This is a genomic window from Nonomuraea sp. NPDC026600 (assembly GCF_040638335.1).
Classification (GTDB): Bacteria; Actinomycetota; Actinomycetes; order Streptosporangiales; family Streptosporangiaceae; genus Nonomuraea.
On the sequence record NZ_JBEZYD010000004.1, the window covers coordinates 181,262 to 207,825 of the forward strand.

General features: G+C 69.6%; 26 protein-coding genes. 17 read left to right on the forward strand and 9 right to left on the reverse strand.

Annotated elements, in window-relative coordinates; all coding sequences use genetic code 11:
- Position 1 precedes the first annotated feature (1 nt).
- From AB0F17_RS11065 to AB0F17_RS11080, 4 genes are all read left to right on the forward strand, one after another.
- Positions 2-583 carry an AAA family ATPase gene (locus AB0F17_RS11065; RefSeq protein WP_358019792.1) on the forward strand — a complete coding sequence of 194 codons (582 nt, stop codon included), beginning with the start codon at positions 2-4 and terminating at the stop codon, positions 581-583.
- 528 nt (positions 584-1,111) lie between these two features.
- Positions 1,112-1,249: a hypothetical protein gene (locus AB0F17_RS11070; RefSeq protein WP_358019795.1), complete on the forward strand. Its 138-nt coding sequence runs from the start codon at positions 1,112-1,114 to the stop codon at positions 1,247-1,249.
- A gap of 81 nt (positions 1,250-1,330) precedes the next feature.
- Complete coding sequence (locus tag AB0F17_RS11075) at positions 1,331-2,650, forward strand: PASTA domain-containing protein (RefSeq protein WP_358019798.1); 1,320 nt, start codon at positions 1,331-1,333, stop codon at positions 2,648-2,650.
- Positions 2,647-3,237: a hypothetical protein gene (locus AB0F17_RS11080; RefSeq protein WP_358019801.1), complete on the forward strand. Its 591-nt coding sequence runs from the start codon at positions 2,647-2,649 to the stop codon at positions 3,235-3,237. The genes AB0F17_RS11075 and AB0F17_RS11080 overlap by 4 nt, the downstream gene beginning before the upstream one ends.
- A gap of 4 nt (positions 3,238-3,241) precedes the next feature.
- Here the strand turns inward: AB0F17_RS11080 and AB0F17_RS11085 are convergent, their stop codons facing one another.
- Positions 3,242-5,464, reverse strand: coding sequence for an arylsulfatase (locus tag AB0F17_RS11085; RefSeq protein WP_358019804.1), 2,223 nt, complete (start codon positions 5,462-5,464; stop codon positions 3,242-3,244).
- A complete protein-coding gene (locus tag AB0F17_RS11090; protein WP_358019807.1) occupies positions 5,461-6,801 on the reverse strand; it encodes an MFS transporter in 1,341 nt (446 codons plus the stop codon). The genes AB0F17_RS11085 and AB0F17_RS11090 overlap by 4 nt, the downstream gene beginning before the upstream one ends.
- 72 nt (positions 6,802-6,873) lie before the next feature.
- On the opposite strand from AB0F17_RS11090, the gene AB0F17_RS11095 reads away from it, so the two are divergent.
- The 3 genes from AB0F17_RS11095 to AB0F17_RS11105 all read left to right on the forward strand — a co-directional run bounded on the left by AB0F17_RS11095 (position 6,874) and on the right by AB0F17_RS11105 (position 9,350).
- Positions 6,874-7,809: a LysR family transcriptional regulator gene (locus AB0F17_RS11095; protein WP_358019809.1), complete on the forward strand. Its 936-nt coding sequence runs from the start codon at positions 6,874-6,876 to the stop codon at positions 7,807-7,809.
- 28 nt (positions 7,810-7,837) lie between these two features.
- Positions 7,838-8,404, forward strand: a complete 567-nt coding sequence (locus tag AB0F17_RS11100) for a carboxymuconolactone decarboxylase family protein (RefSeq protein ID WP_358019812.1) — start codon at positions 7,838-7,840, stop codon at positions 8,402-8,404.
- A 151-nt stretch (positions 8,405-8,555) separates the two neighbouring features.
- Positions 8,556-9,350 (forward strand): maleylpyruvate isomerase N-terminal domain-containing protein, encoded by a 795-nt coding sequence (locus AB0F17_RS11105; RefSeq protein WP_358019815.1) that lies wholly within the window; start codon positions 8,556-8,558, stop codon positions 9,348-9,350.
- Positions 9,351-9,404: 54 nt separating this feature from the next.
- Here AB0F17_RS11105 and AB0F17_RS11110 read toward each other — a convergent pair whose 3' ends face one another.
- Both AB0F17_RS11110 and AB0F17_RS11115 read right to left on the reverse strand, forming a co-directional pair.
- Positions 9,405-10,301, reverse strand: coding sequence for a sugar phosphate isomerase/epimerase (locus AB0F17_RS11110; RefSeq protein ID WP_358019818.1), 897 nt, complete (start codon positions 10,299-10,301; stop codon positions 9,405-9,407).
- A 9-nt stretch (positions 10,302-10,310) separates the two neighbouring features.
- On the reverse strand, positions 10,311-12,425 hold the full coding sequence (locus AB0F17_RS11115) for a PQQ-dependent sugar dehydrogenase (protein WP_358019820.1): 2,115 nt from the start codon (positions 12,423-12,425) through the stop codon (positions 10,311-10,313).
- 226 nt (positions 12,426-12,651) lie between these two features.
- Between AB0F17_RS11115 and AB0F17_RS11120 the strand changes: the two genes are divergently transcribed.
- The 5 genes from AB0F17_RS11120 (at position 12,652) to AB0F17_RS11140 (ending at position 17,735) form a co-directional block, all read left to right on the forward strand.
- Positions 12,652-13,002, forward strand: a complete 351-nt coding sequence (locus AB0F17_RS11120) for a hypothetical protein (protein WP_358019823.1) — start codon at positions 12,652-12,654, stop codon at positions 13,000-13,002.
- A complete protein-coding gene (locus AB0F17_RS11125; protein WP_358019826.1) occupies positions 12,999-13,466 on the forward strand; it encodes a hypothetical protein in 468 nt (155 codons plus the stop codon). The genes AB0F17_RS11120 and AB0F17_RS11125 overlap by 4 nt, the downstream gene beginning before the upstream one ends.
- A 62-nt stretch (positions 13,467-13,528) precedes the next feature.
- Positions 13,529-15,031: a ricin-type beta-trefoil lectin domain protein gene (locus AB0F17_RS11130; protein WP_358019828.1), complete on the forward strand. Its 1,503-nt coding sequence runs from the start codon at positions 13,529-13,531 to the stop codon at positions 15,029-15,031.
- A gap of 51 nt (positions 15,032-15,082) precedes the next feature.
- Entirely contained in the window at positions 15,083-15,703 is a 621-nt protein-coding gene (locus tag AB0F17_RS11135) for a YoaK family protein (RefSeq protein WP_358019831.1), read from the forward strand.
- Positions 15,704-15,797: 94 nt separating this feature from the next.
- Positions 15,798-17,735, forward strand: a complete 1,938-nt coding sequence (locus AB0F17_RS11140) for a glycosyltransferase family 39 protein (protein WP_358019834.1) — start codon at positions 15,798-15,800, stop codon at positions 17,733-17,735.
- Between the two features lie 52 nt (positions 17,736-17,787).
- Here the strand turns inward: AB0F17_RS11140 and AB0F17_RS11145 are convergent, their stop codons facing one another.
- Positions 17,788-18,000, reverse strand: a complete 213-nt coding sequence (locus AB0F17_RS11145) for a hypothetical protein (RefSeq protein WP_214640819.1) — start codon at positions 17,998-18,000, stop codon at positions 17,788-17,790.
- Positions 18,001-18,168: 168 nt separating this feature from the next.
- Between AB0F17_RS11145 and AB0F17_RS11150 the strand changes: the two genes are divergently transcribed.
- Together AB0F17_RS11150 and AB0F17_RS11155 are read left to right on the forward strand one after the other, a co-directional pair.
- Positions 18,169-19,446 carry a sensor domain-containing protein gene (locus tag AB0F17_RS11150; protein ID WP_358019837.1) on the forward strand — a complete coding sequence of 426 codons (1,278 nt, stop codon included), beginning with the start codon at positions 18,169-18,171 and terminating at the stop codon, positions 19,444-19,446.
- A complete protein-coding gene (locus AB0F17_RS11155; RefSeq protein WP_358019840.1) occupies positions 19,434-20,093 on the forward strand; it encodes a response regulator transcription factor in 660 nt (219 codons plus the stop codon). The genes AB0F17_RS11150 and AB0F17_RS11155 overlap by 13 nt, the downstream gene beginning before the upstream one ends.
- 14 nt (positions 20,094-20,107) lie before the next feature.
- Here the strand turns inward: AB0F17_RS11155 and AB0F17_RS11160 are convergent, their stop codons facing one another.
- Together AB0F17_RS11160 and AB0F17_RS11165 are read right to left on the reverse strand one after the other, a co-directional pair.
- On the reverse strand, positions 20,108-21,055 hold the full coding sequence (locus AB0F17_RS11160; protein WP_358019843.1) for a LysR family transcriptional regulator: 948 nt from the start codon (positions 21,053-21,055) through the stop codon (positions 20,108-20,110).
- A gap of 86 nt (positions 21,056-21,141) precedes the next feature.
- Positions 21,142-21,339, reverse strand: coding sequence for a hypothetical protein (locus tag AB0F17_RS11165; RefSeq protein ID WP_214640824.1), 198 nt, complete (start codon positions 21,337-21,339; stop codon positions 21,142-21,144).
- A 78-nt stretch (positions 21,340-21,417) separates the two neighbouring features.
- Between AB0F17_RS11165 and AB0F17_RS11170 the strand changes: the two genes are divergently transcribed.
- Positions 21,418-22,194, forward strand: a complete 777-nt coding sequence (locus AB0F17_RS11170; protein ID WP_358019846.1) for a glycoside hydrolase family 16 protein — start codon at positions 21,418-21,420, stop codon at positions 22,192-22,194.
- 18 nt (positions 22,195-22,212) lie between these two features.
- On the opposite strand, the gene AB0F17_RS11175 is transcribed toward AB0F17_RS11170, so the two are convergent.
- Entirely contained in the window at positions 22,213-23,079 is an 867-nt protein-coding gene (locus tag AB0F17_RS11175; RefSeq protein WP_358019849.1) for a YihY/virulence factor BrkB family protein, read from the reverse strand.
- 190 nt (positions 23,080-23,269) lie between these two features.
- On the opposite strand from AB0F17_RS11175, the gene AB0F17_RS11180 reads away from it, so the two are divergent.
- Both AB0F17_RS11180 and AB0F17_RS11185 read left to right on the forward strand, forming a co-directional pair.
- Entirely contained in the window at positions 23,270-24,457 is a 1,188-nt protein-coding gene (locus tag AB0F17_RS11180; RefSeq protein WP_358019852.1) for an AI-2E family transporter, read from the forward strand.
- Positions 24,458-24,555: 98 nt separating this feature from the next.
- On the forward strand, positions 24,556-25,851 hold the full coding sequence (locus AB0F17_RS11185; RefSeq protein ID WP_358019855.1) for a DUF5994 family protein: 1,296 nt from the start codon (positions 24,556-24,558) through the stop codon (positions 25,849-25,851).
- Here the strand turns inward: AB0F17_RS11185 and AB0F17_RS11190 are convergent.
- Positions 25,848-26,519 (reverse strand): alpha/beta hydrolase, encoded by a 672-nt coding sequence (locus AB0F17_RS11190; protein WP_358019857.1) that lies wholly within the window; start codon positions 26,517-26,519, stop codon positions 25,848-25,850. The genes AB0F17_RS11185 and AB0F17_RS11190 overlap by 4 nt on opposite strands.
- Positions 26,520-26,564: the final 45 nt, after the last annotated feature.

Sequence of the window (26,564 nt, forward strand, 5' to 3'; positions counted from 1 at the left end):
GATGGAACCTACCCCGCTGAACAAAGGTCCGGGACGCGTCATCATCCTCAACGGAGCATCGAGCTCCGGAAAATCGACCCTGGCCAGGGCACTGCAGCACGCGCTTGACGAGCCGTTCCTGTACGTCTCCTCCGACGAGTTCGTGGCAAGCGGAATGCTCCCCGAGCGGCGCGACGACGAGGGTCCCTTCTCTTGGTGGAACGAGATGCGGCCACGCTTCTTCAAGGGCTTTCACCGATGCCTGCCCGCCCTGGCCGGTGCGGGTAACGATCTGCTCGTGGAGCACGTCATAGAATTCCCGACCTGGCGCGAATCTCTTTCTCGCTTGCTGGCGGACTTCGACGTGTTCCTTGTCGGGGTGCATTGCGACCTCGCGGAGATCGACCGAAGAGAACGCGAGCGAGGGGACCGCAGCATCGGAGAGGGCCGTGGTCACGTAGAGATCGACGGCATACACACGTTCGGTCCATACGACTTCGAGGTGGATACCAGTGACGGAGTTTCCACCGCACATGTCCGGTCCGTAGTGACCGCCTGGCGTTCAAGAAACACGCGGCTCGGCATGCTACGGTCCAAGGCGTGACGGAGTCCATCCCATCAAATTCGGCTGCTGCTCGTAATCGACGCCGGATTCTGTGGGCGGATATGTTGACTGCGATCCTGCTCATGGGAACTGGCGCTTTATTTCTGGCGAGTCGCCAGGCGGCAGCAGGAGGCCTCCTGTCAGCTGCGACGAGCCTGATCGCGCGAGCTTGCGCTGTAGGCGCCGCGGTCCTGCTGTTCGCGGGACTCTTGCGACGCCCAGGCACAGGGCCGTCTTTGCTCAGCCCGATCCTTGACGAACGTGAATCCCCTGAACGATTGATGGCCCAGCGTGTGATGCAAGCACTGGACTGGAAGCGGTGCTCCGTACCGCCACTGGCATCATTGTTCTACAGGCAACTCTAACGGGAATATCAGCAGTTCTCCCCTGGTAGTCGATCTGGTCCAAGAGAAGCGCGGCCCAAAATACGGGTTGACGCGGACGGCAGGCGGACGGTCGTATTGACCCTCAAACACCGCCAAGCCCCGCGAAAGGCGCCCATGACCAGCCCTGGGCGCCGATGACGCGATGTGGGTACGCGGCCGCGGCTGGGCCCTGTCCATGGCGCTGATCCAGCTCCCGTACTATCACTATCACCGCACCAACCCCGGCATCGCCGCCAACGCCCGCCACGTCATCCACGAAGTCCTCACCGAGGCCCAGTAGGACGCGTCGGAAAGCGTCTGAGTGCATCATCACCGACTGTAATGAAAGCGTCACTGTTCCGGATTGAGTAGTGACCTACTCATGTCCTGGCCGGACAGCGTGCCTAGCGTCGAGGCTGATGTCAGGGAGGTGGCGATGCGGCGGTACGGGCTGGTGGCCTACGCGGTTGCCGCGAGCGTGATGGTGCTGATGGCCGCGATCCTGATCGGGCCGGCAAACCCGGCGATGGCCGCGCGCCAGATCGGGCCGGCGAGCCCGGCGATGGCCGCGAGTCAGATCGGGCTGGTAAGCCCGGCGATGGCCGCGGCTGCGGCGCCGACAAGCGAGCCGGTGACAGGCGGGTCGGAGACACCGACGGCCGCGCAGTCCTGCCCGACGCTCGCCGAATGGAAAAGCGAGACGCACGACGGCACCCACCCGGCGCCCGTGCCGAACGTCATGGGAATGACGCGGGAGAACGCGAAAGCCGCCCTGGCGCAGGCCGGGTTCGACACGGAGGCGACGCCTTCCGACGCGGCGGCCGACTGGACGGTGACCGACCAGACCCCCACCAGCGAGGAGCTCGCGAACTGCGGCTCCACCGTGTCCATCGACCTGGAAGCGCCGACCGTGGAGGTCCCGGACGTCGTCGGCGACCCGCTCGATCAGGCGGAACAGGAGGTACGGGACCAAGGGCTCGTCTCGTCCGTGGCCTCGGGAGAGGCCGCCGAACCGCGCGTGGTGGACTCCCAGGATCCCGCCGCCGGGACACGGGTGCCGAAAGGCAGCACCGTAACCCTGCGCCTGCGTCCCTCCACACCGGTGTCCCCGACTCCGGTACGAGTCGCGGTCCCCGACCTGAGCGGGCTCAGCGCGAGCGCGGCGCGGCGGCGGGTCCAGGAACGGGGTCTCACGCTGGTCATCGGCAGCGGAGATTCCGGCAATGTGAGCGAGCAGGACCCGGCCGCCGGCAGCCTCGTCGAACGCGGTAGCTCCGTCACCGTCACCCTGACACCGGTCACCGGGCCGACCGATCCCGCGAGCCCCGACGTCACCCCGACCGACACCGACGAGTCGCCGGAGGCCGGCGCCATCGACCCCGAAGAGACGGGCTCATCGAGCACGCCACTGCCCATCTTGCTGGTCGCCGTGCTCGTGGCGGCGACCGTCCTGGTCTGGGCGCTACGCCGCAGGCGCGGGACGCCCGTGATGCCCGCAGCATCCGCGATGCCCGATATGACCGCGACCACCGTCATGCCGGCAGCGTCCGCGACGCCGCCGGCGCCCTCAGTCGTCTGCGTGCCGTACGCCGACCTCTCGCCCCACCTGGAGCTCCGCGAGCTGGTGGCCCCCTCGCTCAGCCTCGACTTCGTCTGCCATCACGACCAGGGCCACCAGGAGATCAGGGAGATCGTACGGTGACCGTTACCTTCACCACCCACCCCAGCACCGCCGACCTGCTGCTCTACGCCGATCCAAGACAGGAACTGTCGCAGGCCGTGGACGCCCACCGCGTACTCGACGAGCTCACCCGGCAGGTGCAGGCGCCGCCCGGCGAGCTGCTGCACAAGGCCGCGCAGGCGGGCGCCACACTGCTGGGTGGCATCGACGTGGGCTCGGTACTGCTGGGCGGCTGGGCGAAATACCGCAACCTGCGCGCCGCGGCCCGTAAGACCTTGGACAACCCGGGCATGGGGCTGATGGTGCCGCTGGCCGAGCACGAGGTCGTCTCGCACCACGAGCCCTATATCGAGGTGCAGGTCAACGGCCAGCCTGTGGGCCGGGTGACGTTCGGGATAGACCTGGTCCTGCATCTGACGATGGTGACCGCGAGTGTCCGGGCCGGTCGGCTGATGCGCCTGACCGGGGGCACCTGCACGGCCGCCATCGTCTGCAAGATCCATGGCGTCGAGGTGGGCAGAAAGGACTTCGAGCTGGTCACACTGCCGATCAACCGCGATCTCGGAGAGGGCTTTCCGCTGCTCCCCGAGGCGCGGATGGCGAGCTGACCGGTCAGTCGAAGGTCTCGTGGGTGGTGTCCGGGATGTCGTCGTCCAGTTCGACGCGGACCCGATCGATCGTCCCGGTGAAGGGGAAACCACGTGGGTAGTTCCAGCTCACCGGCGACAGGGCGTCACGGCCCAGCACCAGGCCCTGCCAGCCGATCAGGTACCGCGCGGTCGTGAGCGGCTCCTTGCCGCCGGCGGGACGGCCGTCGACGGCCAGCTCGGCGACGCCCTGGCGGGGACCGGTCTTCGTGAAGATCATTGACAGGACACGGTCGCCAGGCGGCAGGTCGCGGTCGCCGCGCACGCGGTAGCGGGTGCCCTGGTGGTTGTACTCGTAGTGGAGCCGGCCGCCGGCGACGTACAGGACGTGACCACCGTTGACGTCGCCCTGCGAGATGAGCACGCCTTCGTCGCCCTCTCGCAGTCTGACGTGGGCGTCGATGCGGTACGAGCGGTCGTAGATCAGCGGAGTGACCCCGCCGGGGATGCGGCTCATCTCCGGATAGAGCACGAAGCTCCGCCGCCGCCTGGGCGAGGCCGCGCTGTGGTACATCGCGGCCCGCTCGGCGAAGTTGCGATCGTCCAGCGGGAAGACGTCGTACCGGTCGGCCTCGGACCACCAGCGGCCGATCAGCTCATGCAGCACGTCCGGGCGCTCGGCCGCCAGATCGTGGCATTCGGAGAAGTCGTCGTCCAGGTGGTACAGCTCCCACCGGTCCTCGTCGTAGGCGGTGCCGCGCTCGTGGTAGGCGACGGCCTTCCATCCCTCGTGCCAGATCGCGCGGTGCCCGTACATCTCGAAATACTGGGTGGTGCGGCGGGTCGGCGTCGCGCCGTCGGTGAACGTGTAGCGCATGGACATGCCGTGCACCGGCAACTGCGCGAGCCCTCGGTAGGTCTGCGGCATCTCGGCGCCGACGATGTCCAGGATCGTCGGCGTCACGTCGATGACGTCGTGGAACTGCGCCCGCACGCCACCACCGGCGACCCGCCCCGGCCAGGAGACGATGAGCGGGGCCCGGACACCCCCGGCGTGCGTGTTCTGCTTGTACCGCTTGAGCGGAGTGTTGCCCGCCTGCGCCCAGCCCCAGGGGTAGTTGCCGTGGCAGCGTGGGCCGCCGATCTCGTCGAGCCGGGCGTAGTTGTCGGCGTGGGAGACCTCGTCTCCGTTCTCGTAGGCGATGGAGTTGGTGTTGCCGAGCCTGCCGCCCTCCTGGCTGGCGCCGTTGTCCGACAGGAGCACGATCAGCGTGTCCTGCCGGGTGCCGATGCGTTCGAGGTGCGCGAGGAGCCGGTTCAGGTGGGCGTCGGTGTGCTCCAGCATCGCGGCGAACGCCTCCTGCAGCCGCGCGGCGACCGCGCGCTCCTCCTCGGGCAGCTCGGCCCAGGGGTGTACGCCGTCGTTGCGCGGCGCCAGCGCGGTGCCGGGCGGGATGATCCCGAGCTCGAGCTGCCTGGCGTGACGGCGCTCCCTGATCACGTCCCAGCCCTCGTCGTAGCGGCCTCGGTAGCGCCGCAGGTACTCCTCGGGCGCCTGATGCGGCGCGTGGCCCGCCCCCATGGCCAGGTAGAGGAAGTACGGCTTGTCGGGCCCCACCGACTTGTGGTCCGAGACGCAGGCGATGGCCCGGTCGACGAGGTCCTCGGTCAGGTGGTAGCCCTCCTCCGGCGTCTTCGGCGGCTCCACCCGGTGGTTGTCCTGGACCAGCTCGGGATGGTACTGGTCGCTGATGCCCTCCAGGAAGCCGTAGTAGCGGTCGAAGCCCCGGCCCAGCGGCCACTGGTCGTAGGGGCCGATCGCACTGGTCTGGTCCATCGGGGCCAGATGCCACTTGCCGAGCGCGTAGGTGTTGTAACCGGTCTCGCGCAGCACCTCGGCGATCGTGGCCGCGCGGTGGGTCACCGTGCCGCGTTTGCCGGGAAAGCCGCTGTCGGCGTTGGACAGCAGGGACATGCCGACGGCGTGGTGGTTGCGGCCGGTGAGGAGCGAGGCGCGGGTGGGCGAGCACAGTGACGTGACGTGGAAGTTGGTGTAGCGCAGCCCGTCGCCGGCCAGCCCGTCCATCGCGGGCGTGGCGATCTCCGATCCGTAGCAGCCGAGGCTGCCGAACCCGACGTCGTCGAGGACGACGACGATCACGTCCGGCGCGCCCTCGCGCGGCGTGGGCGGCTCCGGCCACCATGGCGTGGAGTCCTGGTAGGTGCGCCCCACGTGTCCGGCCGTCATGCGTACACCCTCTCCTCGAGCTGGCGAAGCGTCAGGCCGCGGGTCTCCGGAGCCAGCCGGTAGGTCACCACCACGTTCAGCACCGCCAGGCCCGCGATCACCAGGAAGGACACCGCGCCGAGCGCTTCGAACATGCTCGGCAGCGCGAGCGTGCCGACCACGCTGCCCGTCTTGCCGACCATGTTGACGATGCCGATGGCGCGTCCCCGCACCGAGGCGGGGAACAGTTCGGGCGCCCAGGAGTAGAAGGCCAGCGAGGTGCCGCCGTTGATCACCGCGATGGTGATCGCGAAGGCCACCAGGACCAGCCACGAGGTGCCGAACCCGGCCCAGATGAGGAACGTGCACACGGCGGCGATCGCCGTGCCGGTGAGCGCGATGAAGCGGCGGCCGATCGACTCGATCACCCACAGGCAGACGACGAGGCCGAGGATCACCGCGAGCGACGTCGTGGCCGCGGTGAACAGCAGCGCGGTGAACGTGCTCGGCGTGACGATGCGGCTGATCAGGGTGGGTTGGTAGAGCAGGATGGCTGAGCCGTACAGATTGTTGCATCCCCAGTACACGCACAGCATGACCATCATGATGGCCAGCGGCTTGCGGAAGAGCAGGCGCAGCGGGGCCGGCTGCCTGGGGCCGGCGGCGGCCGGAGCGGCTTCGGGCGGAATCTCGCCGGAGGTGGCGTAGCGCCAGGCGGCCAGCGCCTCCTCGTGGCGGCCGTGGGCGCGCAGCCAGTACGGCGACTCGGGCGTGCGGCGCCGCAGGAACAACAGCAGCACCGCCGCGATGGCCCCGGTGGCCATCACCCATCTCCAGTGCTGCGGGCCCGCGAGGGTGAAGATCAGCAGCGTTACCGCGATGGCGGTCAGCGCGCCCAGCATCCAGGCCACGCCACCCAGACCGGTGAACGTCCCACGCCTCCTGGACGGGATGAACTCCGCGATCAGGGCGGCCAAGGCCGGCATGTCCGCGCCGATCGCGAAGCCGACGAAGAATCGCAGCGCGATGAGCTGCCACACGTCATTGACGAGCAGGAACCCCAGCGAGGCCAGGACGAAAACGGCCATCGACGCGAAGAAAACGGGACGGCAGCCGAGCCGGTCGGTCAGCGGGCCGGTCAGCACGGAGCCGAGGGCCATGCCGACGAACGCGGAGGCGCCCACGAGGCCGAGGAGTCCGGGAGCCGGGGAGAGTTCGGGTTTGATGCCCAGCAGGGCGCCGGACAGGACCAGCAGGTCGTAGCCGTCCACGTAGTAACCGCCGATGGCGGTCAGTGCGATCCTGCGCTGCCCTCTGGTCATGCGTCCCGTGTCGAATTCGACAGTTTCGCTCGTCATGCGGGCGAATCTATGCGGGACATATCCATTCGTCTATTGCCATAGTGCGACTGAAAACCATACGTTTTCCGAATGAGCGAGCGTCTGGACCTGCGGCTCAGCTGGCTGGCCACCTTCGTCGCGGTCGTGGACCACGGCAGCTTCACCGCCGCCGGGCGCGCCCTGGGCCGGTCGCAGCCGCGGGTGAGCGCGCACGTCGCGGGACTGGAGCAGGCGCTCGGCGGCACGCTGCTCATCCGTACCAGCAAGGAGCTCACGCTCACGGCCGCCGGCGCCCGGTTCCTGCCCAAGGCGCGAGCGGCGCTGGCGGAGATCCAGTCCGGCGTGGACGAGGTGCGCACCCTGGGGACCAAGCTCAGGGGCCGGGTCACGGTGGGCGGCTACCCGGGGCTGAGCGCCGTACTGCTGGCGCCGCTGATGCAGCAGTTCCGCCGGCTGCATCCCGGGGTCACGGTGGTGCTGCGCGAGGGCGACCCGCTGCAGTTGGAGGAGGCCATCGCCCATGGCGAGGTCGACATCGCGCTGCGCACCTCTGACGTGCCGCAGGTGCACCACAACGTCCCCTCGACGCATCTGTTCCACGAGAAGATCGTCCTGGTGGTGCCGGCCCGCCATCCCCTGGCCACCGCCTCCCCGATGGACCTCGGGCTGCTGGCCGACGAGACCGTCATGGTCACCGGGGACCCCTATGGGGGCTGGGCCGACTACCGCGACAGGCTCGACCGGATCGGCGCCGACCCCGTCGAGATCATGGTCATCTCGCAGCCCACCACCATCTCCGCCCTGGTGGCCGCCGGTTTGGGGGTGGCGATCCTGGGGGCGTTCGCCGCGCAGGTGGCGGTGTTCGGGGACGACGTGGTGATCCGGGCGCTACCGGGGCCGTTGTGGCAACGCGAGATCCGCCTGTATCGCCGGGCGGGACGCGTTTCCACTCCGACGGTGGACGCCTTTCTCGACCTCCTCCACCAGGCGGCCCCGGCGCTGACCGCACGTACCGCCATCTGGTAGCCGCTCCTTCACACAACCGGAGGTACCCATGGCAAGACTGAGCCTCATCAACCCTGACGACGCGACCGGCAACGCGGCCAAGACGCTCGCGGCCCTGCCGGTCAAGCTCAACATCTTCCGCATGCTGGCGCACGCGGAGTCGTGTGTGGTCCCGCAGGTTCGGCTGGGCACGGCCATCCTCAGCAGTCTTGAACTCGGGCATCGACTGCGCGAACTGCTGATCCTGCTCGTGGCCCAGGTCGAGGGCGGCGCCTACGAATGGCTGCAGCACGTGCCGATCGCCCTGGGGGTCGGCGTGCCGCAGGCGCAGATCGACGCGATCGAACAGCTCGATCTCGGCAGCGACGCCTTCGACGACGCGGAGCGTGCGCTGCTCGCGTTCGGCAGGCAGGTGATCGAGACCGTCCGGGTTGAGGAGAGCGTGTTCACGGCGGTTCGGGGACACTTCTCCGAACGGCAGATCGTCGAGGCGATCCTGGCGATCGGCTTCTACATGACCATGGCCCGCCTGACCGAGGCAACGGAGACCGACCTCGACCCGGCCTCGGGAATGACCGTGTTCGACTCCGTCCAGCCCCGGGACACGTCCGCGTGAACCGCGTGGCGTCGGCCGGCCGGCCAGCCGGTTGACGGCCGGCCCACGGGGTGGTCCCGCCCGGGAATTATCGGCGGGCGCGACCGGCTACATCGGTGAGCTTGTGGACATCTCCGGCACGGCACCACCACCTCTCCCTTTGGAGCCGAACATGACCGATCGCGCCGACCAGACCATCGACGCTCTGCGCAGCGGACACGATCACCTGGCCGCTCTCGTACGCGGCCTCGCACCCGACGACCTCACCCGGCCGTCCGGAGCTGCGGAATGGGACGTGTCGCAGGTGCTCAGCCACCTGGGCAGCGGCTCGGAGATCAACCTGGCCAACCTGGAGGCCTCGCTGAGCGGCGCCGCCTCCCCGGGCGGGGACTTCAACAAGACGGTCTGGGCCCGCTGGGACGCGATGTCCCCGGCCGAGCGGGCCGAGGGCTTTCTGGCCGCCAGCGAGGCGCTGGTCAGCCGCTACGAGAGCCTCGACGCGCAGACGAGAGAGGATCTGCGGATCGATCTCGGCTTCCTGCCCGTCCCCGTGGACGTCGCGACCGCGGCGGGGCTGCGGCTCAGCGAGTTCGCCCACCACTCGTGGGACGTCGAAGTCGCCTTCGACCCGGCGGCGGCCCTGGCCCCGGCCGCGACCGAACTGCTCCTCGACCAGGTGAGCATGCTCATCCACTTCATCGGCAAGGCCGACGCCCTCGGCGGCCGCCGGAGCAGCCTGACCATCCGGACCACCTCTCCCGAGCGCTCCTTCGGGCTCGACGTGGCTGACAAGGTCACCCTCATCGACGAGCCCGCCCAGCCCGACGCCGTCCTCAGCGCGCCGGCCGAGTGGTGGCTGCGGCTCACCAGCGGCCGGCACGCTCCCGCGCACACGCCGGGCGTCGTGACTCTCACGAGCCAGACCCTCACCCTGGACGACCTGCGCCGGGTCTTCCCCGGCTTCTGAGCCCGGGACCTCGAGCCCGGCCCGAGGCGCGGGCCGGGCTCGGTGGCGTGATCCCTAGAACCGCACCTTCCGCAGGTAGCGGTATCCGACCTCCGAGGTACGCCGGGGAGTCACGTCCGGGGTGTCGTTCTCCACGATGTACTCCTTCACGCGGTGCGCGTCGAAGATCCGCCGGAAGTCGATGGTCCCGGTGCCGAGGTCGGCCATGTCACCGTCGAGGTGCCGGTCCTTGACGTGGAACTGCAGCACGCGCTGCGGCGCCCGGCGGATGACGTCGAGCGTGAATCGCACCGGGTCGGCGACGCCGCGCCCGATGCCGCCGGTGACCGCCCAGTAGATGTCGATCTCCAGATGGACCAGGCGCGGATCGAGCTCCGACGTGAGGACGTCCCACGGCGTCCGCCCGCCGCCGAGGTCGGTCGTGAACTCGTGGGCGTGGTTGTGGTAGCCGTAGCGCAGCCCGGCCGAGCGGGCGGCCGCCGCCTCGACGTTCATGCGCTCGGCCCACGCCTTCCACTCGTCCTGGCTGGTGGAGTTCAGGTAGGGCACGACCATGAAGGACTGGCCGAGGGTCAGCGCGTTGTTGATCTTCGTGTCCAGCGCGGCGGCGTCGGTGGTGAGGCCGTCGTGGCTGGAGCTGGCCCGGATGCCGATCCCGTCGAGGAACGCCCGGAGCTGCTGGGCCGTACGACCGAAGTAGCCGAGCGCGAGCTCGACCTTCGGATAGCCGATCTCGGCCAGGTAGGCGAGGGTGGTGTCGTAGTTCTGGGAGAGGTCGTCGCGTACCGTCCAGAGCTGGATGCTGATCTGGTCGGGAGGGACGCGGTGACCGCCGTTGCCGTGCGGGGTCGCCGCGGCGGCGGGTGAAGCGGCGGCGGCCAGGGCGCCCGCCCCGAGTCCGAGGCCCGCGGCGAGCAATGACCGCCTGCTGGGGCCGTACCCGTAACACATGGGGATCTCCTAACGTGTGGGCTGGAGTACGACCTGGTCGCTGCCGGTCAGCGGGGGCAGATCGGCGCCACCGGGGTCGGTGTAGCCGGCGACGAAGACGCCGGTGAGGTGGTCGGTCTCGGGGTCGTGCCCGCTCGGCTCGGTGGTCTGGATGGAGCCCGTGCAGCCGCGGGCCGTGGTCTGCGGATGGCCGTGGTCGTCGTGGCCGAGGATGTAGTCCACGGTCACGTTGGCGCAGTCCACCGGCTGGTCGTCGGTGATCCGCACCTCGAACTCGACGACGTCGCCGAAGTGGAACGCCTGCCCCTCGGCGGGCCGGATCAGCTCCACGACCGGCGCGGCGTTGCCGACCACGATCCGCACGGACGTCGCCGCGGACCTGCCGACGTTGTCGGTGACCTTGAGCGTGGCGTTGTAGAGGCCGTTCGCCTGATACGTGTACGACGCCTCGGGGCTGCGGGAGTCGACCGTGCCGTCGGCGTCGAAGTCCCACGCGTAGCGGAGTCTGTCACCGTCGGGGTCGGTCGTACCGGCGCTGGTGGAGCGGACGGTGAGCGGCGCGTGGCCGCTGGTCACCGACGCCGCGGCGGCCGGGACGGGGGTGTGGTTGCCGGTGTGGCCGATGTAGTCGTAGCGCGCGAGCTGGGCGTCCGGGTTCTCCTGGAAGTAGCCGTCGCCGTACTCCAGCACGTAGAGCGCACCGTCCGGGCCGAACTCCATGTCCATCGGGTTGTCGAAGACGAACGACGGCAGCACGCCCTCGATCCGCCCGTCACGGTGGAACGCCTTGACGTAGTCACGGGTCCACTCGTAGAAGAGCGGAACGCCGTCGAAGTACTTCGGCCACGCCACCGGAGTGCGCCCGCGCGTGGTGCGCGGGTCGAAGTGGTACGCCGGGCCGGCCATCGGGCCGATGCCGCCGGTGCCCAGCGCCGGGAACTCCACCGAAGACCCGTAGGAGTACCACACGTCCGGCTGCGCCACCGGAGGCAGCTTGCGCAGGCCGGTGTTGTGCGGCGACTCGTTGACGGGCGCGGCGCAGTCGAACTTCGCACCTGATGTGCCGGTCGCGAAGTCGTAGTCCACGTACGGGAGCCGCGCCGTCGCGCAGTAGGGCCAGCCGTAGTTGCCGGCCTTGCGGATCAGCGCCCATTTGCCGGTCCCCGCCGGGCCGCGCAAGGGATCGGCCTCGCGCGCGTCGGGCGAGTAGTCGCCGACGTAGAGATCCCCGGTGGACCGGTTGACCTCGATGCGGAAGGGATTGCGCAGGCCCATCGCGTAGATCTCCGGCCGGGTGCGCGCTGTGCCGGACGGGAAGAGGTTGCCGCGGGGGATCGTGTAGGAGCCGTCCGCGCGTACCTTGACGCGGAGGACCTTGCCGCGCAGGTCGTTGGTGTTGCCGGCGCTGCGCTGGGCGTCGAAGGCGGGGTTGTGGTCGGCGCGTTCGTCGATCGGGGCGTAGCCGTCGGAGGAGAACGGGTTCGTGTCGTCGCCGGTCGACAGGTAGAGGTTGCCGCCGGCGTCGAAGACGATGTCCCCGCCGACGTGGCAGCAGATGCCGCGATCCACCGGCACGTCGAGAACGCGCTGCTCGGTGCCGAGGTCGATGGTGGCGCCGGTGAAGCGGAACCGGGACAGCCGGATCAGCCCTTTGAAGGGCGCGAAGTCCGCCGGCGCGCCGGTGATCGGGGCGTCGCCCTCGTTGACGTCCGGCGTCGCCGGGTCGTCGATCGGGGTGTCGAGCGGCGGGGAGTAGTAGAGGTAGACCCAGTCGTCCGCCTTGGAGCCCTTGCCGAAGCCGGGGCTGAGGGCGATGCTCTGCAGTCCCTCCTCGTCGTGCCGGTAGACGTCGAGCTGTGCGGCCTGCGTGTTGAGGCCGGTCTTCGGATCATGCAACCAGACGGCACCGGTCCGGGTGGTGTGCAGGACCCTCGAATCCGGTAACACCGCCAGGTCCATCGGCTCGCCCGGATTGTCATTCAGTGTCACCTTCTGGAACTGGTCGTCGGGCGGCGGAGCCACGGCGGCGGCGCTTCCAGTGACGCTCCCGGTGGCGTTCGCGGCGGCGGCCGGCATGAGGATCGCCGCAGCAGTCAGGGCAGCGATTGCGGTTCTCGTTCTCATGCCTCTCCCTTCGGTCGACTCGGGGGGACAAGAGAGGGCAAATTAACGTGAATGTAACCCGACTTACGCCGATTGAGGAGGACCTAATTACGGACGATCACTCAACTTTCGCCTCTTATCGGACTAAGCATCGTTTCTCACCTGATCTTCATGATTCATCGAGATCCATCTGAGACGGCTCGGACAGCGTTGAGGCAACTGAGCACCTCCCGACCGGATGGCCCGCATGAAACCAAGCAAGATCAGGATCGCCCTGGCGGTCATCGCCACGGCGGTCTCCCTCACCGCCTGCACCTCGACGACGGACCAGACCACCTCCGCCGGCGTGAGCACGTCCGCCGCGAGCGCGTCCGCCCCTGCGGGGAAGGTTTCGGCGAACACCGCCGACGAGACCCAGATCACCGCCGCGCTCAAGGCCGCCGGAGTGACCAACCCCGAGAGGTGGGCCGGAGAGGTCATGGAGTACCGGCCCTACGCCGCCGACGACAACGACCTCACGTCGCTGCGGCAGAACCTGGCCAAGTACAACCCCGGCCAGGACACGGTTGACAAGATCGTCTCGGCGCTGACGCCATGATCGTGCGCAGAGGGCTCCTGGCCCTGGTTCTCATCAGCATCATGGGCGCCGCCTTAGAGCTCGCCGCCGAACGCCACTGGCAGACCTTGGAGCAGCTGATCCCCTGGGGAGCGCTGGCCCTGCTCACGCTCGCGCTGGCGATGCTCGCCATCGGCCGGCCCCAGGGAGCGATGACCACGGTACGAGTGCTCGCGCTGGCCGTGCTGCTGGTGGCGGCGTTCGGCGTGTACGCCCACGTGTCCGCCAACTACGACGCGGGCCTGCTCGACCAGCGCTACGCCGACACGTGGGACGCCCTGTCCCCGCTGACCCGCTGGTGGTACGCCGTCAGCAAGTCGGTCGGCGCCGCGCCACCCCTGGCGCCCGGCATGCTCGCCCAGAGCGCGCTCCTCCTCCTGCTGGCCACCCTGACCCGCACCCGCACGAACGCCAATACGCCGGATCCGGCGGTACAGAACCGGTAGCCAGAACAAGACGCGCACACGCTCCGTTAGCATGATCTGACACAAGGTGCCGGACGGAGCAGATGCGCAACCCCCCACGCGAACTCGCCCTGGTGATCGGCGCGGTGGCCGTGCTCAGCGCGGTCTTCACCGTGCTGGCCGGGATCTACGTCAACTTCGCCACCGACGGGCAGCCCGAGCTCAACCCGGCGCACATCCTGCCCGCGATCCTGTTCGCCTGCCTGGCCGCCGTGCTCCCGCCGCTGGGCGGCTTCCTGCAGTCACGCTGGGCCAACCGGACGGCGACCGCGACCGATCCGTTCACCGCGCACGACCTGCCCACGTTCAAGCGGCTGCTCAAGGACCTGCGCAGGGAGGCGAGCACACCCAAGTTCGCCGAGCTCCAGGCGCGCGCCGCCCGGCGGGGGCTCGCCTTCGACCGGGCCGACCTGGAGAAGGTCACCAAGCCGAGCGCCGGCTGGCTGAGCGACGCCGAGCGCGCCGAGCCGGTCATCCGCGCCTTCCTCCTGGTGCACGACGTGCCGGACGCCGCAGCAGACAAGTGGCTCCAGTCCTACCGCAGGCTGGCCGATCCCCGGCCAGCCCGGCCCGCCCGCCGCACCAAGCTGATCGTCGGCATCGTGGTGTCGGTCGCGTTCGCGACCGCGGCCTTCCTGGTGTACGTCGACACCCACGTCCCCGACTCGCTCAAGCGCTCGAACGTGTCGATCCTCTCCCTGTACGCGCCCGGCAAGCCCCTGGTCGTCAACACCTCGACCACCGCTCCCCCGCACGCCAGGCTGGGCGGCTCGGCCGTCAACACGCTCCCCGGCGAGGCCCAGCGGTGGGACCTCGAACCGGTCAAGCGCGATGACGCCTTCCTCTACCGGATCCGCAACCGCCTGAGCGAGCGCTGCCTGACCCCGGAGGCCCGCCGCATCACCGAGGGGATCTTCCTCACCGAGGCGGCCTGCGACGACTCCGACGACCAGCTCTGGCGGCTCACCGGCGACCACGCGATCACCATCGCCTTCCCCCAGGGAAACCTGTGCGCCGAGCCCAACCAGGGCTCCACCGACCTGGGCACCCCGCTGATCCTGCTGGCCTGCGCCGCCGACCGGCCCGGCCAGCGCTGGCTGGTCACCGCCCGTCCGCCCGACCTCGGCAGCTCGCTGGCCAGCGCGGAGAACGGCCGGTGCCTGGACGCCACGGGCACCGCGGACCTGACCATCTGGGGCTGCCATGGCGGCGTCAACCAGGCGTTCGGCTACCGACGGAATGCCCAGGGCGAGTACGCGATCACGAGCATGGGCGGCTGCCTGACCGCCGCCGGCCCACCGGATCAGCGACGCCCGGCCCGCGAGCCCTGCTCCGGCTCCGTCGGCCAGCTCTGGCGCTTCAATTACCGCTCGGCGTACAACCGATGGCACTACTGGGAGGTCCAGCACGTCACCAGCGGCCTGTGCCTGCAGTTGGAGCCTGCCGAGCAGTCGGTGTCACTGCGCCCGTGCACCCGCGCGAACGTCCAGCAGTGGCGCACCCCCGACTGGCTGAAGCCCCCGAACACGCCCGCCCATCCTCAGTAACCCCGAGCGCGCCTCCCCCAGCAGGCCACGCGTGCGGCCGAGCATAGGAGGATGTCGGCCAGCAACCGCCTGCCCGTCCTGAGCCTGGCGCTGGCCTCGGGCGCCATGGACGCCTTCACCTTTCTCGCCCTGGGCCGGGTCTTCACCTCGAACATGACCGGCAACCTGGTCCTGCTCGGCGTGTCAGCCGGTCACGGCCGGTTCTCCGAGGCCCTGGGCTCGGTGGTGGCACTGACCGCGTTCATCTGCGGCCTGGTCGCCACGTTCCGGTTCACCGTCTCGACCACCGGCTGGACCGCCCGTACCAGGCTGGCCCTGGGCGCCGAGCTGGGCCTGCTGATCGCGCTGGCTCTCGCCTGGGCCCTGTCCGGCCCGCGCCTGCCGGTGATCGCGACCGCCGCCCTCGCCATGGGCATCCAGAGCGCGGTGACCCACCGCCTGCACACCTTCATCGGCTCGACGACGTTCATCACCGGCGCGCTGACCAGCTCGATCTCCCGGCACCTCACTCCCGGCACCGGGCCGCCGCACATTCCCGAGCTGGTGACCGTACTCCTCGCCCTGGCGCTCGGCGCGGGCGCCGCCACGGTGACCCTGCACCTGCTCCCCGCGGCGGCTCCCGTGATCGCGCTGCTGGGCGCGGCGCTCGCCCTGATCTCCAGTACGCGCTGACGCGTCCCGGCACGGCCGGGCTCGTCGGGTCTTCTCACTGAGGCTTAATGGTCGCCTCACCGCGGTTCAAGGGGCGCCGTCGATGGTAGGCGTCATGAGCACGATGACCGCACAGTTGCTGGAGCGCCCGACCAGTGGCGCCCCGGCCGACCACCGGGGCGACCCGCGGTGGGCACGTCCCGCGATGTGGGGTGTGCTCGCCCTGGCCGCCGTCCTCTACACCTGGGCGCTCGGCCAGAACGGCTACGCCAACGACTACTACTCCGCCGCGATCTACTCCGGCACCCAGAGCTGGAAGGCCTTCTTCTTCGGGGCCCTCGACGCCGGTTCGTACATCACCGTCGACAAGCCGCCACTCGCACTGTGGGTGATGGGGCTGTCGGCCCGCCTCTTCGGGTTCGGAACGTGGAGCATGCTGCTCCCCCAGGCCATCGCGGGCGTCGCCGCCGTGGGCCTGGTCCATTCGGCGGTACGACGTACGCTCACCGCCAGGCCGATCGGCGACGGGGCGGGGCATCTGGCCCACGTCGCGGCGCTGATCGCGGCCCTGGTGATGACGCTCACGCCGATCACGGTGGCCATCAACCGGGACAACAACCCCGACACGATCCTGGTGCTGCTGCTGGTCGCGGCGGCCTGGTTCTGCCTGGAGGCGATCCGTACCGGCCGGACGCGTACGTTGCTGGTCACGGCGCTGCTGGTCGGCCTGGCGTTCAATACCAAGATGCTCCAGGCGTACCTGGTGCTGCCCGCCTTCGCGGCCGTCTACCTGATGGCCGCCCCGGGCCGGCCGCTGCGGCGGATCGGGCGGCTGCTCGCGGCCGGAGCGGTTCTCGTCGTCTCCAGCGGCTGGTGGATGGCGATCGTCGATCTGTGGCCGTCGGGCAGCCGGCCGTACATCGGCGGCAGCTCGGACAACACCGTCTGGGACCTGGTCGTCGGCTACAACGGCCTCGGCCGGATCTTCGGTGCGAGTGGCAGTGGCAGCGGCGGCGGCGCCAACTTCGGCGGCGAGGCCGGGGCCACCCGGCTGTTCAACGACACGATGGCCGGGCAGATCTCCTGGCTGATCCCGTTCGCGGCCCTCGCCTTGGCCGTGGGGGTCGCCTTGGTCGGCCGTCGGCCGCGGACCGATCCGCTCCGGGCCGCGCTGCTGCTGTGGGGTGGCTGGCTGGCGATTCACTTCGTGGTGTTCAGCTTCTCGGAAGGCGGCTTCCACCCCTACTACGCCACCGCCATGGCTCCCGCGATCGCCGCTCTCACCGGGCTCGGCGCGGTGCTGATGTGGCACGCCTTCCGGCGGTCCGCCGCCTGGAGGTGGGCGCTGCCGCTCGGCATCGCCGTCACCGGTGGCTGGTCCTTCGTGGTGCTCCGCCGTACCACCGACTTCGTGTCGTGGCTGCCCTGGCTGGTCGCCGGCGCGACGGCGGTGGCGGTGCTCGGGCTCCTGGCGGTCGCGTTCGGCGCCAAGCGGCTGGCCGCCGTGGCCCTGGTCGCGGGGTTGTTCGGCGGTCTCGCCGGACCGGCGGCGTACGCGGTGACCCCCCTGACCTCGGCCGTCCAGGGCACCAACCCGACCGCGGGCCCGGCCGGCAGCGGCGGGATGGGCGGGATGGGCGGCCGGCCCGGCGGCACCCAGCAACGTACGGCCGACCAAGGTACGGCCGAGAAGCCCCGAACCGGCCGGCCCGGTGGTGGACAGGTGACCACTCAGCTGATCAAGTACCTGGAAGCCAACCAGGGCGACGCCACCTGGCTGGTGGCCGTCGACAGCGCGCAGAGCGCGTCCTCGATCATCCTGTCCAGCGGCAAGGCCGTCATCGCCATGGGCGGCTTCACCGGCAGCGACCCGGCCATGACCGTCGCCAAGCTCAAGGGGTACGTCGCCGCCGGCACACTCAAGTACATCCTGATCACCGACGGCAGAAGCTCGTCGGTGACCGAGTGGGTCAAGGCCAACGGCACCCTGGTGGACGCGTCCGCCTACGGAGGCACCGACAGCAGCGGCCAGGCTCTCTACGAACTCGGCTGACGACCACCGGCGCGGCCCGGGCGACGCTGATCGCCCGGGCCGTTCGGCACGCTCATGGGCGCCGGTGCCGGTAGTGGTCGACGACCAGGGCGGCGGCGCACGCGAGGGTGGCCAGCCCGAATCCGATGCCGATGAAGATGTTGATGCCGATGTTCGAGGTCACGATGTTGAGCACCGCGCTGATCACGAGCAGGAGCCACAGCACGGGACGCGGCATCCCGCGCTGAGCGCCGGCGGGCTGGACCGAACTGGACGACTCGGACATGGTGTGCTCCTCACTCGATGGGCTGTCGTTAATCGAAGCTACGAGCGATCACCGCCGGTGACGATCCCACCAGCGAGACAGGCGAGGTATAGCAGGCTGTACTCCTTGGCCGACGATCTGTCGACCGCCCGGGTAATGCCTTATTGTCCTGGGCTCAGGAGGTGCCGCATGTCGACCAACGACTCTACGGCCGGCCGGCGGGCGGCCCGTGGATGGGACGCGTTCGCCTTGGCCCGCGCCCGAGCCATGCTCGACGCGCTGGAACACCTCGTCGGCGGGCTCGGCACCGCGGTCCTGGCGGTCGTCGCACTCGTATTGGTGATCGCCACCGCGCTGACCTGCCTCATCGGTGTGGGCCTGCTGCTGGCGCCCGTCACGCTGCGCGTGGTGCGTGCCGTCGCCGACCGGGAACGCGGGCGGCTGTCCCGCTGGGGTCCGGAGGTCGTCGGCCCGGCGCCGATACCGCACGGGCTGCGCGCCGCCCTCGCCGACTCGGCCGTACGCCGGGAAGTGGGCTGGGTGACCGCCTATCCCCTTCTCGGAGTGGTCCTCGGCGGGTTGGCCATCTCGCTGCCCATCTACGTGGTGGAGTGCACCCTTTTCCCGGTGTACTGGCAGTTTTTGCCACCGGAAGAGGTGTCGGCGCAGACCTGGGGGCTCTGGACCGTGCATGACTGGCCCACCGCCCTCGGCGTCGCCCTGCTGGGCCTGGGCTGGATCGTCGTCACCGGAACGGTCACCCCGGGCATGGCGTGGCTGCAGGCCTGGCCCGGCCGGCGACTCCTGGCGCCGGTCTCCGGCACCGACCTCGCGCTGCGGGTCGTCCAACTCACCGCGACCCGCGCCGCCGCGCTCGACGCCCACTCCGCCGAGCTGCGGCGCATCGAACGGTCGCTGCACGACGGGACGCAGAACCGGATCGTCGCCGTCAACGTCCTGCTCGGCGCGGCGCGCCGGGCGCTGACCCGCGATCCGTCCACCGCCGAGGCCATCCTCGAACGCGCGCAGGACGCCGCCGAGCAGGCGCTCGCCGAGCTCCGCGGGGTCGTCCGCAGCATCCTGCCGCCGGTACTGACCGACCGCAGCCTCGCCGACGCCCTCACCGGACTGGCCACGGCCTGCCCGGTGCCCTGCCGGATCGACGCCGACCTCCCCGTCCGGTGCGCCTCTTCCGTCGAGGCGACGGCCTACTTCGTGGTGGCCGAGACGCTTACGAACATCGCCAAGCACAGCCGGGCCGGGCACGCCACCGTCGCGGCCCGCCTCCATGACGACCGGCTCCACCTGCGGATCAGCGACGACGGCCAGGGCGGGGCGGACGAAGGCAACGGATCCGGGTTCGTCGGCATCCGCCGCCGTACCGAAGCGCACGATGGGACATTCATGCTGAACAGCCCTCCTGGGGGACCCACCACCGTGACTGTGAGCCTGCCATGCGGATCGTGATCGCGGAGGACGACGCGCTGCTGCGCGAAGGGCTCGCGCTGCTGCTGCGCGCGGAGTCGCTCGACGTCGTGGCCACCGCCGGCGACCCCAACGGCTTCCTGGAGGCCATCGGCGTCCACAAACCGGATGTCGCGATCGTCGACGTACGGATGCCGCCGACCCACACCGACGAGGGGATCGTCGCCGCCGTCGAGGCCAGGCGACGCCAGCCGGACCTGGCCGTGCTCGTGCTGTCCGCCTACGTCGAGCAGGCGTTCGCCACCGAGCTGCTCTCCCACGGCAGCTCCCGCCTCGGGTACCTGCTGAAGGAGCGGGTCGGGCGGGTCGATGAGTTCCTGAGCGCGCTGCACCGGGTGGCGGACGGCGGTACGGCCATTGATCCGGATGTCGTGGCGCAGTTACTCGTGCGCACCCGGCCCGACACCCGGCTGGACCGCCTGAGCCCTCGCGAGCGCGACGTGCTGGCCCTGATGGCCGAAGGTCTGGGCAACGCGGCCATCGCCGAACGGCTCTTCGTCACCGATGGCGCCGTACACAAGCACATCCGCAGCATCTTCGCCAAGCTCGACCTGGCGCCCACCGACCGGGCGGACCGGCGCGTCACCGCCGTCCTGCACTTCCTCGAGGATGCCAACCGCCGGGTCTGACCGGTGAACCGGTCTCAGAGCGTCGGCGGTCGCTGACCGGAATGCGCTGCCGGAACCCCCGCCACAGGTCGCAGCCACCCGAGCCGCTCGGCGAGTCGCCGGGCGCTGTCGATGACGGCGGCCAGGTGGCGAGAGGGGTTCGCCTCGCGCCACAGGAGTGACCAGGGGTAGTGCGTGACGGGTTCGGCCAGCGGCCGCCAGGTGGTGCCCGGCCGGCTGGACGTAAGGGAGGAGGAGGGGATGCAGTGCACACAGCGGTGCTGGAGGACGAGGTCGGCGGCGGCCCGGGTGCTCTCGACCGTCCCCTCGTAGACCGTGGGCGCGAATCCGGCCGACCGGCACAGCTCGATGACGAACTGGTTGAGCTCCGGCGTCTGGCTCTCCTCGCCGAGCAGCAGGAGCTCATCGGCGAGGGCCGTGACGGGTACGGCGTCGCGGCCGGCGAAGCGGTGGTCGTCGGGCACCAGCACGCCGAGCGGATCGAGCCGGATCAGTTCGGTGGCCACGCCGGGCGGGGTCCGGGAGGCACGTCCGATGCCGATGTCCAGGCGCCCGTCGGCCAGTTGCCGATACTGCTCGGGGGTGCCCGCTTCGACCTGGTGGATCGTGAGATCCGGATGGCCGCGCTGGACCTCGCGCAGGATCTGGGGCATGGAGTCGTAGGCGGCGTCGATGATGCCCACGCGAAGCGTCGGCGACGGCGCGGCGGCGTTGCGGGCGGCCTGCTTGGCCCTGTTCACGTGGTCGAGGATCTGGCGCGCCTCGACGAGGAACGCGGCGCCCGCGGCGGTCAGGTCGACGTGGTGGGTGCTGCGGTCCAGCAGCCGCACTCCTAACTCACGCTCCAGCCGCTGCACCTGCTGGCTCAGCGCGGACTGCACGATGTGCTCCCGGGCCGCCGCCCGGCCGAAATGCAGTTCCTCGGCAAGCGTCACGAAATAGCGCAGTTGGCGCAGCTCCATGGCCGCCACCTCTTCCCAAGCCGGGCGGCGCCGATACCGACCAGCGTCCTATCACTGTAGAACGTCTGGGGAATCGTCAGCAGGCGTCACTTGCTGGGCTGGGGGGTCTGACAAGCGATCTTCGGGTTCATGCCGAGATAGTTGAGGGGACCCGCCAGAATCGTCACGGCGATCGTGGCCACCCGGTTGCAGTCATCGATCGGTTTTGTGTAGTAGTCGCGCTGGGCCGCCGCGAAGGCGCCGACCACCAGCCAAAGGATCACCACTATCGATCCTAAGCGCATGGGTTCTCCTTCCCTCTTCCTGACCGTGGACTCCCCTCTCCCCTCAAATGGGGCAAGGAAACGAGGCATGCTCACTGTGTGAAGACGGAAAAAGTTGGATACGAACTAGAGTTCGAAAATTCCTTCGAGGCGGGGGCCTGGATTCCCCACCACCTGCCGCACTGGAGTAGTCGCGCGGCCTCCGCCGCCAGGTACGAGACCGGCGGCGGTCTCCTGCGGTTGCAGATCACCGAAGACCAGCCGCCCTGGTGCCCGGAGTTCGATGGCCAGACTCGGGTCTCATCGATGCAGACCGGCGTGTTCGCCGGCCCTGTCGGCAGCCCGGTCGGCCAGCACCGGTTCAACCCGCAAGCGGTCGTCCGAGAGGAGCAGCACAACACGAGGGGATACACGCCCCAGTATGGGCTGTTCGAGCTGCGGGCCAAGGTGAGCGACGACCCGAACACCATGGCCGCGCTGTGGATGATCGGATACGAGGACCAGCCGGACCGCTCGGCCGAGATCTGCGTCTGCGAGATCTTCGGACGGGACGTGGGGCCGGACAGTGTCAAGATCGGGATGGGGGTGCACCCGTTCAGCGATCCGCGCATCGCCGAAGAGTTCTCGGCCGAGACTCTTCCGCTGGACGCCGGGCAATTCCATGTCTACGCCGCCGAGTGGACTCCCGAGCAGGTGACGTTCTTCGTCGACGGCCGGCCGGTCAAGACGGTCCGGCAGTCACCGAACTATCCGATGCAGTTCATGCTCGGCATCTACGAGTTCCGCGACGAGACGGGGGCACCGTCGGGCCGCTATCCCAAAGAGTTCACGATCGACTACTTCCGGGCGTACCGGGCCCGAGGCAGCCGGCAGTAGCGCAGGTGCATCGATCTGCTAAGAGGCCAGGTCCTTGACCCGTCCTGTGGTGCTGGTGGCCGCCAGAGCGACGGCGAACAGGATGAGCTGATTGAGAATCTTGAGAAACACCAGCATCCCCACGGCGCCGGCGACGACCTGGTAGGCGGGGTTGGCCGCCGTCAGGTTGAGGTAGACCTGCCCGAGGGTCTTGAGCACCTCCAGGCCGATGGTGATGACGAGCGCGGGGCCGATCACCCTGCGCAGCGGCAGGTGCAGCCGTGCCGGGGCGGTCAGCAACGCCATGGCCAGCAGGGTGTTGACCCCGAGACCGATGACGAACGCGGCCGCGGACAGCACCCACTGCGCCGAGACGGCGTCCGTGCCCACGGTGTGCACGGCCAGCCAGCTCAGCAGCCACTCGGCGGCGAAGGCGAGGCCGACCGACAGCAGGAGCAGCAGCCCGAGCCCGGCCACCACGCACAGGTCGATGAACTGGCGCAGGAGGAAGTGTCCCGGATACTGCTCCAGCCGCCAGATCGCCCTGCTGGCCGAGCGCAGGGTGTCCATCCAGAACAGGCCCGTCAGCGGCAGCGCGACGAACGCCACCAACCCGGCCGTCCCGCGCGCGTCGATCAACGCCTGGACGTCCAGCCGCGGAAAGTTCTCGCTCAGGTAGTGCTGCACCGCGAGCAGTACCGGCGCGTAGTCCAGAAAACGACCGAGAATCGCGAACCCCAGCAGCGCCAGCGCGAAGGTGGCGAAGAAGGCGTAGTACGTGAGCGCGGCCGACAACCGGCCGGCGTCCGTCTCGTCGTAGCGGACCACGGCCCGGACCAGGTGATCCAGCCAGCCATGACGGCTTCTCGCCCGCTTCCAGGCCGCCGCCCGCCGCTGTCGTGTCACTTGAGGTTGCTCACCGTACCGTTTCGTGCTGGTCGCAGGCGGAATCGCCGGAAAACGCGCGATCTTCAGTCTGCCCTCCGCGAACGCGAAGGGGAAAGGCCGGGTCAACGCACATCCCGTTGTCTCGGCCGCACCTTACTGGGCGGACGTGAACCGTGCCTATCAGGACCAGAGATGAGAGTCTGAAGGTGTGAAGCCGGATCAAGAACCCCTCTGGGGGCTGGTGCCGCCCACGCTGGCCAAGATGGCCGCGTGGAGCGCCTGCTTGATCTTCATCGGTGTCGTGGCCAACTACGTGTTCGGCATCGTGGCGACGATGCGCATCGTCGCCCTGCCGGTCGCGGTCTCGCTGCTGCTGACCGCGCTGCTGTTCCCCCTCACCAGGCGGCTGCGCGCGGCCGGGCTGCGCGCGATCTATGCCACGTGGGTCACCATGCTCGTCGCGTTCGCCGTACTGAGCGGGACCGGCTGGATCATCGGGGTACGCGCCAACGAGGAGTTCCCCGGCCTGGTGAAGCAGGTGCAGCAGACCGCCAAGACGGTGGAGGGCTGGCTCTACACCGGCCCGCTGCATCTGCAGCCGTACCAGCTCAGCAAATGGGTCGACGACATCGCCGACCTGGTCACCGCGCAGCAGCGGCAGATCACCACGACGGTGCTCGCGGGCACCGTCGTGCTGCTCGAGGTGCTGGCCTCGATCGTCCTGCTGCTCTTCGTGACGTTCTTCCTGCTCAAGGATGGCGAAGGGATCTGGGCCTGGTTCCTCAAGGCGTTCGGCACGGTCGCGCCCCGAGTCGATCGAGCCGGGCGGACCGCCTGGGTCACGCTGTCGCACTACGTCCAGGGCACCGTGGCCGTGGCGGCGGTGCACGGCGTCCTCATGGGCATCGTGCTGGCGGTCATGGGCGTCCCGCTCTGGGCGGCGCTCGCCGTGCTGATCTTCCTGGCCAGTTTCATCCCGATCGTCGGCATCCTCTTCGCCGGAGCCGTCGCGACACTGGTGACGCTCGGCGCCAAGGGCCCGATCTACGCGCTGATCTTCCTCGGCATCCTGGTCTTGGAGCAGCAGTTGGAGAACCACGTGCTCCAGCCGCTGATCGTCGGCCGGGCGCTGCACTTCCACCCGCTGGCGATCATCATCGTGCTGGCCGTCGGCGGCATCCTGGCCGGGATCGCGGGCGCGGTCGTGGCCGTGCCGACCGCCGCGATCCTGTATCGGGCGGTGCCCGAGCTCTTCCGGGACTCTCCGCCTGAGCTCCCCCGTGGACCGGATGCGGCACCACCGGCGCACCCGGACAAACCCGCACGGGCGGGCAGTGACTCACCCGCTTCCCCGGCTCCCACCAGCGGGAAGTCCGTCCGTCCCGGGCAGGCGTAGTCTGGGATTACCTAGGACATTTCGCATGTCGGCTACCGCGTCGGCGTCGCCCCGGGCACAACCGGCTCTCCGGGGGCCGGAGACAGGCGGCACGTCCGATGTCACACCACAACAGATCATCCGCATCCATCGATCTTCGGCCGCCGTCGAGCGCCCGGATCCGCCTGGAGCCGACGCTGACCCGCGACGGCGCGCTGGACGGCGCGTGGTGGCCGCGGTCGCACGACCTCCGGCGCGAGCTGCCCGGCCTCGTCCAGGCGCTCGATGCCGGCCTCGGCCCGATCCTGCGGATCCGGCTGGATCTGACCGCCTGGGAGCACGTGCCCAGCCATCTGTTCGTCATGGGCAGGTTCCTCCGGATCAGCGGCCTGCCGGGAGCGGTCGACACGGTCAGGGTGGTTCGCGGCAGCCAGGATGACTTCCTGCTGCTGGTGATCCCGCCGGAATCCAGCACGTGGGCGGCCACCTCGGCGATGCGGACGGCCGCGCGTACCGGCAACAGCCTGTCCGCGGCGGAGATCCTCGCCCGCGGCCGGACTCCCGTCGAGACCGCGGCGGCCACCACGGTGCGCCCCTATGAGAGCGCCGACCAGGCGGCGGTGCTGGCGCTGATCGACGCCGACTGCCTCCCGGGCCGGCCGGCCTGCTCTCTCCGGATACTCGGCGACGCCGTCGCCGGCACCTCCGGCCGCGACCCGCTGCCCTGGACCGATCTCGAACCGCCATGCACGCAGGTGATGGTGGACGCGAGCGGCGACGTGATGGGCGCGGTGTCCTACGCGGTCCGCCGTACGGACGGCGCCGGGGTGATCCTCTGGTTGCACGGACGCGAGAGCCGGCCCGTCATCGAGACGCTCCTCGGCCACGCGCTACGCGGTCTGGAGGGCAGCCCGGCCGTACACGCCTTCGTGTCCGCCTTGGGCCTTGGCCTGGCGGCTCTTCCGTCGAGTCGTCGCGCGGTGACGCGCAGGGTCATGGAGCAGGCCGGGTTCTCCTCCCGGGATTCGTGGCAGTACCTGCGTCGTGTGCTGCCCGCCTCCTGCCCGCCGCCCGCGGGCTCGCCGGTCGCCGTGATCGGCAGTGCTTCCCCGCCCGGCTGGTTGCTCAAGATCCTGGGCCACGAGCTGGCCGCCGAGGTCGTCGTCGAGACGCCGCGGGATGGGACCGGCGTCGTGTGGTGGTTCGGAACGGACACCACCCACACCGACGACGTCCTCGAGCGGGCACTTCTGGCGGAGGCTCTCGCGCTGCTCCACGAGCACGGCGCGAAGGAGGCGGTCCTGTACGCCGACGACGGATCGTCCGACGAGCATCCGGCCTGGAGCGTCTTCGACGCCGCCGGTTTTGAGGAGATCGACCGCCTCGTCTCCTACGCCCTGATCAGGCGGGACTAGACGTCCGTGGCCAGGAGGATCTTCAGCAGTTCGTCGGGCGCGTCCCGCATCACGTTGTGCTTGGACACCAGGGCGTGCACCTGCCACGAGGGATCGTCGAGCACCTGCTCATAGGTGGCCTTGAACGGCGATTCCCCTTCCGACAGGGTCGCGTACACGTACTCCTTGCGCCGGAACCGGCCGAGGCCGCCGCGCAGGCGGATCGATTGGAGGAGGGACGCCAGCGGGTGCGGTGTGGCTCGCGGATCGAAGAACGGCAGCGGCGGCGTCGTGTAGCCGTTCGTGCCGACGTCGCTGAGAAGCCACTCTCGCGTGCCGGCCGAGGCCAGGGTCCAGCAGGAGTCCCCGTCCCCGGGGACGAAGGCATCGATGTAGACCAAGCCCTCGACGCGTTCGGGGACGCGATCGGCGGCCCCGGTGATCACCATTCCGGCGTAGCTGTGCCCGACCAGCACGGCGTCGGTGATCTGCTCGTCCTCCAGGAGATTCACCACGTCCTCGACATGCGTGTCGAGGTTGACCGACGCGTTGAGCAGGTGCTTCCTGGCCCCCACGCCGGTCAGCGTGATCGGGTACGCCTCATGGCCGTGCTGCCGGAGTCGGCGCGCCAGCGGTTCGAAACACCAGGCGCCGTGACAGGAGCCGGGAACAAGCACGAAAGTCGTCATGCCCCCACCCTGCGGCAGAACGAACCAGAAGTCCAAGAGATGATA